Consider the following 12,532-nt stretch of genomic DNA (forward strand, 5'->3'; position numbering starts at 1 on the left):
CAAATGCACGGCTGCAGGCTGTGCCGGAGGACCCCTGGGGCGGGTCCGCCGGTTTTCAATCGGGCCTGCGGTCTGGATAGTGTCGATGACTATGGTTCAACACAGGTCCGAGCTTTCCATGTCCCGGACCGGTATCCATGGGGGGCTCCGACGCGGCACCGCAGCTGCGGCCGTTGGAGCGGTACTGGTTCTTTCCACCGGCGTTCCGGCGTCCTTCGCCGACGATGCAACGTCTCCGCCCCGCGATCCGGCGGCGCAGGCTTCCGGCAGGCCGCAGCCGGTTCCGCGTGCCAGCCTCTCCGTGCCAGGGCCGCTGCTTCCGGCGGTCAAAGCTTCCCTCGCTGCCGGTACGACGACGGGCCAGGCCACCGCAGCGGCCTCCGAGCCCTCCCTGGCGATCACACTGCCCCTCCCGGACCTTCCGCTTCCCTCACTCTCCAGCACGTCCCCCGCGCCCGGCACTCCGACCGCGGCGCCCACCTCGTCGCCGGGTTCCGCCGCTCCGGCAGCCCCGGCTCCGGCAACCGCTCCCACGCCGCCCGCCGCGGCCCAGGCCATCCCGACGGCTGCCGCCGCGGCCCAGTCCCCGGGCGACGCGGTCCCCGCCCCCGCAGCCCCGGCACCCGGCGCTGGAACGCAGGCGGGACCGGCAACGGCAGTCCCCGGCGCGCCGTCTGAAGGCGACGAAGCGGGCACGGCAGCGGGGGCCGGCTCAGCCTCCCCGGTGGTTACGGGCACTGCAGGCACGGCCCTGCCGACGGCGTTCGCGCGACAGCCGCATCCCGCCCAAACGCCGCAGGCTGCCGGAGTGCCGGCCGGTGGCCGCAGCGCCGTCTCATCCACGGCCACGATCGCCGGGCTGCCGGACGCGATGGTCTGGCTGGGCGTTGGACTCGTGGGGGTTGGGACCGCCGCCGGCCTGGTGTTCTTCCGCCTCCGCAGGCCCTGGTGACGGGCGTCCCGGCGCCGGGGCGAATCGGGGAGTGCGGTGACTTTAATCACTTCTACGAGTTGTAGAAGTTTTCGGTTTCGACTTGGGGGTAGCGAAGGGGCAAACTTGTAACCATGAGCCACACTTCTGCCGAATCTGTCACTAAAACCGAAGAATCAGCCGAGCAGTTCTTTACCCTCTGGACGGTATTCAAGCGGTCGCAGCCGGTGGTGCGCAGTGCCGACGCCGCCGCCGATTTCGAAGCGCTGCTCGCGCGCCTCGCCGAGGCCGGGGTAACGCACCGGGGCAGCTACGATGTTTCCGCCATGCGCGCCGATGCCGACGTCATGGTGTGGCTCCACGGACCCAAGCCGGAGGCGCTGCAGCAGGCCATCCGGGACATCCGCCGCAGCAGCCTCTTCGCGGGCACCGAGATCGTCTGGTCGGCCATGGGCGTCCACCGCGAGGCTGAGTTCGCCAAAAACCACACTCCCGCATACTCCCGGGGCGTGGCTCCCGCCGAGTGGCTGTGCGTCTACCCCTTCGTGCGCTCCTACGAGTGGTACCTCCTGCCGGAGGCGGAGCGCGGCAAGATGCTCCGCGACCACGGGCTGCTGGGCCGCGACTTCCCGCAGGTCATCTCCAACACCGTGTCCTCCTTCGCGCTGGGGGACTGGGAATGGATCCTGGGCCTCGAAGCGCCGGAGCTGGTGGACCTGGTGGACCTGATGCGGCACCTGCGCTCAACCGAGGCGCGCAACCACGTCCGCGAGGAGATCCCCTTCTACACCGGCCGCCGGATCACCGCCGACGAAGTTGCCGAGGTCCTCGCATGAGCCCGCTGGACCCCCAGGCCCCGGCCGTCAACCCCGTCACCGAGGCCGGCCGCATGGCCCCCAAGGAATACGACGCCGTCCTGCTCGCCTCCTTCGGCGGCCCGGAGGGCCAGGAGGACGTGATCCCGTTCCTCCGCAATGTCACCCGCGGCCGGGGCATCCCGGACGAGCGGCTTGAGGAAGTTTCCCACCACTACCGCGCCAACGGCGGCATCAGCCCCATCAACCAGCAGAACAGGGAGCTCAAGGCTGCCCTGGAGGCCGAACTGGCGGCCCGCGGCATCGACCTTCCGGTGCTGTGGGGCAACCGCAATTGGGCCCCGTACATCCCGCAGACACTGCAGGAGGCGTACGACGCCGGACACCGCCGGGTACTCATGCTCACCACGAGTGCCTACTCCTGTTACTCCAGCTGCCGCCAGTACCGCGAGGACATCGGCATGGCGCTGACGGAAACCGGCCTGGACGGCAAGCTGGAGGTGGACAAGGTCCGCCAGTATTTCGACCACCCCGGTTTCGTGGAGCCGTTCGTCGAGGGAACCGCTGCCGGGCTCGCCGATGTCCGTGCCAAGCTCGCCGAAGCCGGAACGCCGGACGCTCCCGTGCACATCCTGTTTGCCACCCACTCCATCCCCACCCGGGACGCAGAAGCTGCAGGCCGGTCCGAGGGCGAGCCGCGCGAGTTCGAGGAAGGCTCGGCCTACGTGGCGCAGCACCTCGCCAACGCCGCCGCCGTGATCGACCGGGTCGCGGAGGAATCCGGGCTGACGGCGCCCTGGTCCCTGGTGTACCAGTCCCGCTCGGGCGCTCCGCACGTGCCGTGGCTGGAACCGGACATCAACGACGCCATCGAGGAACTGGCCGGCCAGGGCGTGAAGGGCATCGTCATTGTTCCCCTCGGCTTTGTCAGCGACCACATGGAAGTCGTCTGGGACCTGGATACCGAAGCCATGGAGACCTGCGCCAACCTCGGCCTCGCCGCCACGCGGGTCCCCACGCCCGGCACCCACCGGAAGTTCGTCGAAGGCCTGGTGGACCTGATCTGCGAGCGGACGGTGGCCAACAACATCAGCGACCGGCCAGCCCTCACGGACCTCGGCCCCTGGTATGACGTCTGCCGTCCGGGATGCTGCGCCAACTTCCGGGGCGAGAAGCCCACCATCGCAGGGGCAGACACCACCGTGGGCACCGGCCACGACCCCTACCCGCCCGGCATGGGTGCTTCCTCCGGCGCGGCCGGGGAGACGGTCCAGCCGTGACCGTCCGGATTGGTACCCGTGCCAGCAAGCTTGCGCTGACCCAGACCCAGCAGACGGCCGACCAGCTGGGTGCCGTCGGTGGCTTCCCGGTTGAGCTGGTCCATATCAGGACCGACGGCGACGTCCTCACCGGATCGCTGTCCCAGATGGGCGGCACCGGCGTCTTCGTCGCCGCCCTGCGCGACGCACTGCTGCGTGACGAGTGCGACGTCGCCGTTCACTCCCTGAAGGACCTGCCCACGGGCGCCGCCGTCGGCCTTAGCCTTGCAGCGACGCCGCGCCGGGTGGATGTCCGCGACGTCCTGTGCGCGCGGGACGGGCTCAAGCTTGCCGACCTGCCCGCCGGCGCCAAAGTGGGAACGGGTTCCCCGCGCCGGGCTGCCCAGCTGCGTGCTGCCCGCGCGGACCTGGACATCGTGGACATCCGCGGCAACGTGGACACCCGCCTCGGCCGTGTTCCCGGGCTTCCGGGTAACACCACGGAGGACGTGGTCCCCGGCAAGTCGTGCGACCTGGACGCCGTGGTGCTGGCCGCCGCCGGCCTGGAGCGGATCGGCCGGCTGGACGCCGTGAGTGAGTACCTGGAAACCGACGTGATGCTTCCCGCTGCCGGCCAGGGATCGCTGGCCATTGAATGCCGCACTGCCGACGCGCCCCCCAGGCCGGGTTCCGCCGAAGGATCCCGCGGGGTCCTGGCCCAGGCGCTGGCAGCGCTGGACGACCCCGACACCCGCCTGGCCGTCACGGCGGAGCGCGCCCTGCTGGCGCGGCTCGAAGCGGGCTGCGCCGCTCCGGTGGGGGCCTACGCCTACCGCAAGGGCAGCATGCTGCACCTTGAAGCCGTGGTGTGCGCCGTCGACGGCGCTGCCACGGTCCGGGACAAGCGCGCCACGGACGGCCTGACGGAAGTGGGCGCCACCCTCCTGGGCATCGAACTGGCCGAAGTCCTCCTGGCCGCCGGTGCCGCCGGCATCGCGGACCTCCAGGCGTCCTGACCCGACGATGGCAGAGCCCTCCCGCAGGCCCGGATCCGGCGCCCCGCTCAGCGGGGCGCGGGTCCTCGTCACGCGCAGTCCGGAGCGTTCGGCAGCGCTGGTGGAGGCGCTGTCCGCGGCCGGCGCCAAGCCGGTCCTGCTGCCGCTCATCGACTTCGAGCGGGCCCCGGACCAGCACGCGCTGGACGTCGCCTGCGACGCCCTGGCAGCGGGAGCCTTTGACTGGCTGGTGGCCAGCAGCGCCACCACCATCCACGTGCTGACCGGCAAGGCGAAGGAACGGGGCCTCGGCCTGGGCCAGCTGGTTCCCGCCGCCACCCGGATCGCGGCCATCGGACCGGCCACGCGACGGCTGCTGGAAGCCGAAGGCCTGTCCGTGGCGCTGGCCCCGGCCGGTGAACAGTCCGCCGCCGGGCTCCTCGCGGTCTGGCCGGGCGGGGGCAAAGTCCTCCTGCCCCAGGCGGACATCGCCGCACCCGCCCTGGCCGAGGGCATGTCAGCCGCCGGCAGCGCGGTGACCGCGGTGACCGCCTACCGGACGGTGGACTACCCGGCGGCAGCGGAGCGGCGGCTCGCCGTGCCCATGGAGGACGCCCACGACGGCGGCCAGCCGCCGTCGTACTCCCTCCTGACGCCGGAAACGGCAGCAGCGGACATCCGGGCTGGCCGCATCAACGCCGTCATTGCCGCTTCGCCGAGTGCCGTGCGCCGGATCTCCGGCCTCGCCCCGCTGTCCGCCTGCAGGCTGGTGGCCATAGGACGTTCGACGGCGGACCAGGCCACCGCGCTTGGCCTTCCGGTGGCCGCCGTGGCGGCTGAGCCCACGCCGGAAGGGCTGGTGGCCGCCGTCGCCAGGGCCCTGAACCCGCTCTGACGGCGCGCAGGCAGTTTCCAACGGCAACACACCCCGATTCCCTGAACCACGAAGGACAGGACCATGACTTTCCCCAGCCAACGCCCCCGCCGCCTGCGCACCACCCCGGCCATGCGCCGGATGACCTCCGAGACCCGGCTGTCGCCGGCCGAGCTCATCCTCCCGGCCTTCATCCGCGAGGGACTCACGGAACCGAACCCCATCACGTCGATGCCCGGCGTGGTCCAGCACACCACCGATACCCTCAAACGGGCCGCGGCCGAGGCCGTGGAGCTGGGACTGGGCGGCATCATGCTGTTCGGCATCCCGGAAATGCGCGACGCCGAAGGCACTGCTTCCCTCGACCCGGACGGCGTGCTGAACAAGGCCATCCGGGACGTGCGCGCGGAGGTGGGGGACGACCTGGTGGTGATGAGTGATGTCTGCCTCGATGAATTCACCGACCACGGGCACTGCGGAGTGCTCGACGCCGACGGCTACGTGGACAACGACCGCACGGTGGAGATCTACGCCCGGATGGCCGTCGCCCAGGCCGACGCCGGCGCCCACATGCTGGGCCCCTCCGGCATGATGGACGGGCAGATCGCCGCCATCCGGGCGGCGCTGGACGCGGCCGGCCACGTCAACACCTCCGTCATCGCGTACGCCGCGAAGTACGCGTCCGCTTTCTACGGCCCCTTCCGTGAAGCGGTCGACTCACAGCTCAAGGGCGACCGCCGGACGTACCAGATGGACGCCGGCAACCGCACCGAGGCCTTGCGCGAGGTGGAACTGGACCTGGCGGAGGGCGCCGACATCGTCATGGTCAAGCCCGCAATGAGCTATCTGGACATCGTGGCGGACGTCGCCGCCATGAGCCCGGTGCCCGTGTCCGCGTACCAGATTTCCGGTGAATACGCGATGATCGAGGCGGCTGCAGCCAACGGCTGGATCGACCGCCGCGCCGCCATCACCGAGTCGGTCCTGGGCATCCGGAGGGCCGGCGCCCACACGGTGCTGACCTACTGGGCCGCCGAGCTTGCCGGCTGGCTGAAGGAAACCCGGTGACCACCGTGCCGGCGTCCCCCACCGCCCCGGTGGGGGAGGGGCGCATCCTGATCGGCCTCAACACCTTCGGTGACATCGGCGAAAAACCGGACGGGAGCCCCCAGGCGCCCGCTGAAGTCCTGCGCCAGCTGCTGGAACAGGCCCAGCTGGCCGACGCCGTCGGACTCCACGCCTTTGGCGTGGGCGAGCACCACCGCAAGGACTACGCCGTGTCTGCGCCGGAGGTTTTCCTGGCCGCGGCCGCGGCGCGCACCACCCGCATCCGGCTGGGCTCGGCGGTGACGGTGCTGAGCTCGGACGATCCCATCCGGGTGTTCCAGCGCTTCTCCACCGTGGACGCCCTTTCCAACGGCCGGGCGGAAGTCATGCTCGGCCGCGGATCGTTCATCGAATCCTTCCCCCTGTTCGGCCTCGACCTGGCGGACTACGAGCTCCTGTTCGAAGAGAAGCTGGAACTGTTCGACAAGGTGCGGGCGCAGAAGCCCGTGCACTGGGAGGGCCGTACCCGCCCCGCGCTGCACGGACTGGACGTCTTCCCGCCGCTCGAGCACCACCTGCTGCCCACGTGGATCGGGGTGGGCGGAACACCCGAGTCGGTCCTGCGGTGCGCCCAGTACGGCTATCCCATCATCTTTGCCATCATTGGCGGCCAGCCGCGCGGGTTCCGGCCACTGGCGGATCTGTACCGCGAAGCCATGGCCAAGTACGGCCACCCGATGCAGCAGGTCGCCACCCACTCGCCGGGCCACGTGGCCGAAACCGATGAGCAGGCCCGGGAGGAACTGTTCCCGCACTGGCTGAAGCTGCGGAACAAGCTCGGGGCCGAGCGCGGCTGGGGTCCTGCCGGACGGGGCGAATTCGACGCCCTGTGCTCCCCGGAAGGCGCCCTGTACGTCGGGTCGCCCGAAACGGTGGCGCAAAAGATCGTTCGGCTCAAGCGCGACCTCGGAGTGGACCGCTTCGACCTCAAATACAGCAACGGGCCGCTGCCCCACTCCGCCATGATGCGCTCAATCGAACTGATCGGCACCGCCGTCGCCCCGCGCGTAGCTGAACTGCTCGCCGGCTAGTGTGCCGGCCGCTACCTGAGAGAATAGGAACCATGACTTCCAGCAATCCTCGCAACGAGGCACTCTTCGACCGCGCCCGCCAGCTGATGCCGGGCGGGGTCAACTCGCCGGTGCGCGCCTTCGGGTCCGTGGGCGGAACACCGCGCTTCATGGTCTCGGCGAAAGGGCCGTACCTGACGGATGCCGACGGCAAGGAATACGTCGACCTCGTCTGCTCGTGGGGCCCGGCCCTGCTCGGACACGCCCACCCGGCGGTCCTGGACGCCGTGCACGCCGCCGTCGACCGCGGGCTGTCCTTCGGCGCCTCCACACCCGACGAGGCCAACCTGGCCGCCCTCGTCCAGGAACGCGTCCCCGCCGTCGAACGCCTCCGCATGGTCTCCACCGGCACCGAGGCCACCATGACCGCCGTCCGGCTGGCCCGCGGATTCACCGGGCGAAACCTCATCATCAAGTTCGCCGGCTGCTACCACGGACACCTGGACGGGCTGCTCGCCGCCGCCGGCTCGGGCGTGGCCACCCTCGCACTGCCCGGCTCCGCCGGCGTCACCGAGGCCACCGCCGCCGAAACGCTGGTGCTGCCCTACAACGACCTGCAGGCCGTCAAGGAAGCCTTCGCCTCGCACGGACCCAACATCGCGGCCGTCATCACCGAAGCCGCGCCCGCCAACATGGGTGTCGTCACCCCGGCCGAAGGCTTCAACGCCGGCCTTGCCCGCATCACCCGCGAGCACGGCGCCCTGCTCATCGTCGACGAAGTGCTCACCGGTTTCCGTACCGGCTACTCCGGCTACTGGGGCCTCACCGGCGGCGCGCCGGACTCCGACGATCCCTGGACCCCGGACCTGCTTACCTTCGGCAAGGTCATCGGCGGCGGCATGCCGACGGCGGCCCTTGGCGGACGTGCCGACGTCATGGACCACCTCGCGCCCACCGGCCCGGTGTACCAGGCGGGAACGCTGTCCGGCAACCCGGTAGCCATGGCCGCGGGCGTCGCCACGCTGACCCATGCCACCCGCGACGTCTACTCCTTCATCGATGTCCGGTCGCTGGAACTCTCCTCGGCGCTGTCCAACGCGCTGGACGCTGCGGGGGTGGACCACTCCATCCAGTTCGCCGGAAACCTCTTCTCGGTGGCATTCGGAACATCGGCCCGCGGTGTCCACAACTACGCCGACGCCCAGGCGCAGGAGGCGTTCCGCTACGCACCGTTCTTCCACTCCATGCTGGAGTCCGGCGTGTACCTGCCGCCGTCGGTCTTCGAGGCCTGGTTCCTCTCGGCCGCGCACGACGACGACGCCATGAACCGGATCTACGACGCGCTGCCGGCCGCCGCCAGGGCTGCCGCTGCCGCCCAGGGCTAGGGCCGCCGTCGTCCGCTTTCCTAAGCTTGTTCGCAGGCGCGAGCCTTGATGGTTCGGTCCTGCGAACAAGGCCGGGATCGCCGCAGGGACCCAAAAGAAATCCCCGCCTGCAGACTGCAGGCGGGGATTTCTTTTGGGTCCGTGTGGCTACAGGACGTCCGCGAGGAAGCCCTTAAGCCGGTCCGTCCGGGGCTCGGTGAAGATCTGCTCGGGCGGGCCGGACTCCACCACCACGCCGGCGTCCATGAACGTCACGGCGTCGGAGACGTTCCGTGAGAAGCCCATCTCGTGCGTCACCACCACCATGGTCATGCCGCCCTTGGCGAGGTCCGTCATGAGTGCCAGCACGCCCTTGACCAGTTCGGGGTCCAAGGCGGAGGTGGCCTCGTCGAAGAACATGACCTCGGGTTTCATGGCCAGCGCACGGGCAATCGCCACGCGCTGCTGCTGGCCGCCGGAGAGGTTCGCCGGGCGGGAATCAGCCTTGTGCTTCAGGCCCACCAGATCCAGCTGCTCCAACGCTTCACTGCGCGCCTGCTCCTTGGAGAGCTTGCGCAGCTTCCGCAGGGCCAGGGAAACGTTCTCTTCCACCGTCTTGTGCGGGAACAGGTTGAACTGTTGGAACACCATGCCGATCCGGCGCCGGAGTTCATCCGGATTGTCCTTCAGGACTGAACGGCCATCGAGCAGGATGTCGCCCTGGTCCGGTTCGATCAGCCTGTTCATGACCCGCAGCAGGGTGGACTTGCCGGAACCGGACGGGCCGATCACCGAGGCCGTGGTGCCCTGGGGCACGTGCAGGTCAATGCCCCGCAGGACATGGTTGCTGCCGAAGGAAAGGTGGATGTTCTTTGCACTCAGCGTTCCCGATGCGAACTCGCTCATGCCTGGGCTCCCTTCCCGACGACGGCCGCGGCCTCGTCCGGTTCCTTCTTTTCAGGCCGGCCGGTGCGCAGCCGGGCGTCGATCCAGTTCACGAAGTGCGTCAACGGGATGGTGAGGACCAGGTAGAAGACCGCCGCTGCCACGTAGGGCGACAGGTTGCCCGTGGTGGCGGCGGCATCCTTGCCGATCTGGAAGATCTCACGTTCGCTGGCCAGCAGGCCCAAAAGGAACACCAGGGAGGATTCCTTGATCAGCGCAATGAACTGGTTGACCAGGGCCGGGAGTACCCGGCGGATGCCCTGGGGGACGACGACCAGGCGCATCGACGCCCCGTAGCCGAACCCCAGTGCACGCGACGCCTCGAGTTGTCCCTTGTCCACGCTCTGGATACCGGAGCGGAAGATCTCGCCGATGTAGGCGCCGGACATCAGGGACAGGGCGGCGATAGCCATCGGGTAGGGGCTCGTGGAGCCGGTCAGTTCACGGATGATGGGTCCAAAACCGAACCCGATGACCAGGATGGTCAGTACCGGCGGAAGGCCGCGCAGGACGTCCGTGTAGATACGTGCGATCCACCGGGCTGCTGCGTTCCGGGAAATCCCCATCAGGGCGAGCAGCATTCCCAGGGCTGTCCCGATGATGCCTGAAATGATGGCGAGCACCAGGGTGTTCGGCAAGCCGACGGCGAACATCTTGGGTATGACTTCGCCCATCGCCTTCCAGTCGAGGAAGGTGTCAGCAAGTTGCTTGAGGATATCCATGGAACGCCCGGGTTACTTGGCGGGGATCTGGACGGCCTTGCTGCCCGGCTTCCAGCCCTGCGGGGTCTGTTCGGCGGCGGTGGGCCGGTCCTTGTACCACTCGGCGGTCAGCTTGGTCCACGTGCCGTCCGCGATCACTGCGTCGAGGCCCGAGTTCAGGGCATCGATCAGGGCCTGGTTGTCCTTGTTCACTGCGTAGGCGGTGAAGTTCTGGGTGTTGACGACCTTTTCGGCGATCTTGGTGTTGTCGCCTTCCTTGACCTGGCCGGTGGCCTGCTGCGACGGGGCAACCCAGGCATCGATCTGGCCGTTCTTCACGTTGCCGTAGACGGTGTTGTAGTCCGGGAAACGCACGGGCTCCAGGCCGAGGGTGTTGGTGACGTAGTCGTCCTGGACGGTGCCCTGGACGACGCCGATGCGGACGCCTTCCTTGAGGTCGGCGAAGCCGGTGACCTTGGCGTCGTTCTTGGTGACAACCGCCATGTAGCCGAAGTCGTAACCGTTGGTGAAGCCAACGGTCTTGCGGCGTGCGTCCGTGGTGGAGATGGAGGAGGAACCGACGTCGAACTGCTTGTTGGCGACCTGGGACAGCAGTGCGGAGAAATCGGTGGAGGCGAACTCGACCTTCAGGCCCAGCTTGTCACCGATGGCGCGCAGCAGCTCGTTGTCGTAGCCGGTGAACTTGCCGGAGGGATCGATGAAGATGTTCGGCGGGGCGTCGGACAGGGTGCCCACGCGCAGGGTGCCTTCGGTGATGAGGCCGAGCTTGGTCTTGTCGATCTTGTCGATCGGGGTGACCTCGGCGGTGGTGTACTTGTCCAGCGTCTGCTGGTCGCTGCCCTGGAGGGCGTCCGAGGGGGTGCCGCTGGGCTGGGAGGAGCCTCCGCCGCAGGCAGCCAGGGACGCCGCAAGGGCCAGGGCAACGGGAGCGGTCGTGAGCCACTTCAACGCTTTGATTTTCATCAGGTTGTCACTTTCATTGAGTCATAAGTCGACCGGGCCGCAGTGCTGCGCTCTGGCATCTGGCACCTGTCCGGTGCTGGTCCAGCTGGCCGGGCAGGGGGCGACCGCAAAACTTTATTCTCTCACTAGTGTGAATACCGGTTGGCCTGTGAATGATAGGAGGCTATTAGCTCCCGTTCAGCGAACATTCTTCCGCCGAAGGCGGGCGCTGGCGCAGTATAGACAGGCGCTACGGCTGTGAAGCGAACTCGGCAGCCTGATTCGGGCACTATTTGTGAAGCGGCGTGACTGTGACATGCATCGCAATGGCTGGCGGGAACCCCCGGAGGGACCTAGAACCCTCCCGTGGTGGCGTCCTGCGGGGGGAGGACGGGCCAGTCCCCTTCAATCACGGCAGTCGGCTTCGTCTTCCGGAGGTAGTCCTGGAAATCCGCCGCCTGGCTGATGGCCCATTCCACCTGCAACTGGTGCAGCTGGCTGGCGGGCATCATCAGCTTGGGAAACTTCCCCGCCATCGCATCCAGGACCCGAAGCGTGGCCAGGGCATCCGCCGCCGACGTATGGGCATTATCAAGGACAACGCCATATTCCTCGCAAAGCGCGGTCAGCGTCCGCTTGCCCTTCCGGTACCGGTCCACCTGCTTGTTCATGATGTAGGGATCCAGCACCGGGAACCGGGTGAGCTGGGGAACGCCATGGCGGGCGGACTCCGCGGCAAGGACGGTGAAGTCGTAGCTGGCGTTGAAGGCGATCACGGGGATGCCCGAGTCGAAGAGTTCCTGGAGGACGGCGGCAACTTCACCGGTAACCTCGCGGGCAGGCCGGCCGTCCCGCCTTGCCTGTTCGGTGGTGATGCCGTGGACGTCGCTTGCCTCGGTGGGGATCTCAACGCCCGGATCCGCCAGCCACTCATGCTCCTTGATGACCTCGCCCCTGTTGTCCACCACGGTGATCGATGCGGTGACGATCCGTGCCGCGCGGGAATTCCTGCCGGTGGTTTCGAGGTCGAAGGCGGCTCGGGGGAGGGTGTTCCAGGTGCTCATGGTTCCACGCTACGGGGAGGCTCCGACAATTCCGGGGAACGCCACTGCGGCTACATTGGATCAATGCGGATTGAGTACGTGCAGGCGGTCCTGGCCATCGTGAGGCTGGTGCCGGCGGGATCCGCAGTCTCGTACGGGGACGTTGCCGAGTTGCTGGGATCAGGGGGACCGCGGCAGGTGGGGTCCGTCATGAGCCACTATGGCGGCGGTGTCCCATGGTGGCGCGTCCTGAAGGCGAGCGGCCATGCGCCCGAAGGGCACGAGGCCGAGGCTCTCCTCCTCTACCTTGATGAGGGCACGCCGCTCGCCGGCGCGTATGAACCCTTTCTCCGGACGGGGGAAGGCCGTTGGCGGGTAGACCTGGCAGCCGCACGCTGGGCGCCCACCGACGGCGATTTTGACCGTATCGACGCGGTAGCCGACCGGCTGGAGCGCGGGCTTCATCAATTGTCGGTGCCGGATGATGGAATGGCGCTGTGACGGTAACACTCCCTTTGACAGGTC

At 68.5% G+C, this 12,532-nt stretch carries 13 protein-coding genes; 9 read left to right on the forward strand and 4 right to left on the reverse strand.

Features of this window, described 5'->3' with window-relative positions; genetic code table 11:
* Positions 1-85: 85 nt before the first annotated feature.
* The 8 genes from K4G53_RS16025 (at position 86) to hemL (ending at position 8,376) form a co-directional block, all read left to right on the forward strand.
* Positions 86-952, forward strand: coding sequence for a hypothetical protein (locus tag K4G53_RS16025; RefSeq protein WP_221386626.1), 867 nt, complete (start codon positions 86-88; stop codon positions 950-952).
* Between the two features lie 113 nt (positions 953-1,065).
* Positions 1,066-1,767, forward strand: a complete 702-nt coding sequence (gene hemQ / locus K4G53_RS16030; protein ID WP_221386627.1) for a hydrogen peroxide-dependent heme synthase — start codon at positions 1,066-1,068, stop codon at positions 1,765-1,767.
* On the forward strand, positions 1,764-3,026 hold the full coding sequence (locus K4G53_RS16035) for a ferrochelatase (protein ID WP_221386628.1): 1,263 nt from the start codon (positions 1,764-1,766) through the stop codon (positions 3,024-3,026). Before hemQ ends, K4G53_RS16035 begins: the two co-directional genes overlap by 4 nt.
* Positions 3,023-4,021 (forward strand): hydroxymethylbilane synthase, encoded by a 999-nt coding sequence (hemC, locus tag K4G53_RS16040; protein WP_221386629.1) that lies wholly within the window; start codon positions 3,023-3,025, stop codon positions 4,019-4,021. The genes K4G53_RS16035 and hemC overlap by 4 nt, the downstream gene beginning before the upstream one ends.
* Positions 4,022-4,028: 7 nt before the next feature.
* On the forward strand, positions 4,029-4,895 hold the full coding sequence (locus tag K4G53_RS16045) for a uroporphyrinogen-III synthase (RefSeq protein ID WP_221386630.1): 867 nt from the start codon (positions 4,029-4,031) through the stop codon (positions 4,893-4,895).
* A gap of 63 nt (positions 4,896-4,958) precedes the next feature.
* A complete protein-coding gene (gene hemB, locus K4G53_RS16050; RefSeq protein WP_221386631.1) occupies positions 4,959-5,942 on the forward strand; it encodes a porphobilinogen synthase in 984 nt (327 codons plus the stop codon).
* A complete protein-coding gene (locus tag K4G53_RS16055) occupies positions 5,939-7,012 on the forward strand; it encodes an LLM class flavin-dependent oxidoreductase (protein WP_221386632.1) in 1,074 nt (357 codons plus the stop codon). The genes hemB and K4G53_RS16055 overlap by 4 nt, the downstream gene beginning before the upstream one ends.
* A gap of 32 nt (positions 7,013-7,044) precedes the next feature.
* A complete protein-coding gene (hemL, locus tag K4G53_RS16060; RefSeq protein WP_221386633.1) occupies positions 7,045-8,376 on the forward strand; it encodes a glutamate-1-semialdehyde 2,1-aminomutase in 1,332 nt (443 codons plus the stop codon).
* 147 nt (positions 8,377-8,523) lie between these two features.
* On the opposite strand, the gene K4G53_RS16065 is transcribed toward hemL, so the two are convergent.
* The 4 genes from K4G53_RS16065 to K4G53_RS16080 form a co-directional block, all read right to left on the reverse strand.
* On the reverse strand, positions 8,524-9,261 hold the full coding sequence (locus K4G53_RS16065; RefSeq protein WP_221386634.1) for an amino acid ABC transporter ATP-binding protein: 738 nt from the start codon (positions 9,259-9,261) through the stop codon (positions 8,524-8,526).
* A complete protein-coding gene (locus tag K4G53_RS16070; protein ID WP_221386635.1) occupies positions 9,258-10,022 on the reverse strand; it encodes an amino acid ABC transporter permease in 765 nt (254 codons plus the stop codon). Before K4G53_RS16070 ends, K4G53_RS16065 begins: the two co-directional genes overlap by 4 nt.
* Positions 10,023-10,034: 12 nt before the next feature.
* Positions 10,035-10,985, reverse strand: a complete 951-nt coding sequence (locus tag K4G53_RS16075) for an ABC transporter substrate-binding protein (protein ID WP_221386636.1) — start codon at positions 10,983-10,985, stop codon at positions 10,035-10,037.
* A gap of 332 nt (positions 10,986-11,317) precedes the next feature.
* Complete coding sequence (locus K4G53_RS16080; protein WP_221386637.1) at positions 11,318-12,028, reverse strand: 3'-5' exonuclease; 711 nt, start codon at positions 12,026-12,028, stop codon at positions 11,318-11,320.
* A 63-nt stretch (positions 12,029-12,091) separates the two neighbouring features.
* Here K4G53_RS16080 and K4G53_RS16085 point away from each other — a divergent pair, with 63 nt between their 5' ends.
* A complete protein-coding gene (locus K4G53_RS16085) occupies positions 12,092-12,508 on the forward strand; it encodes an MGMT family protein (protein ID WP_221386638.1) in 417 nt (138 codons plus the stop codon).
* Positions 12,509-12,532: the final 24 nt, after the last annotated feature.

This window comes from Arthrobacter sp. MAHUQ-56 (assembly GCF_019710585.1).
In the GTDB taxonomy this organism is placed as follows: Bacteria; Actinomycetota; Actinomycetes; order Actinomycetales; family Micrococcaceae; genus Arthrobacter.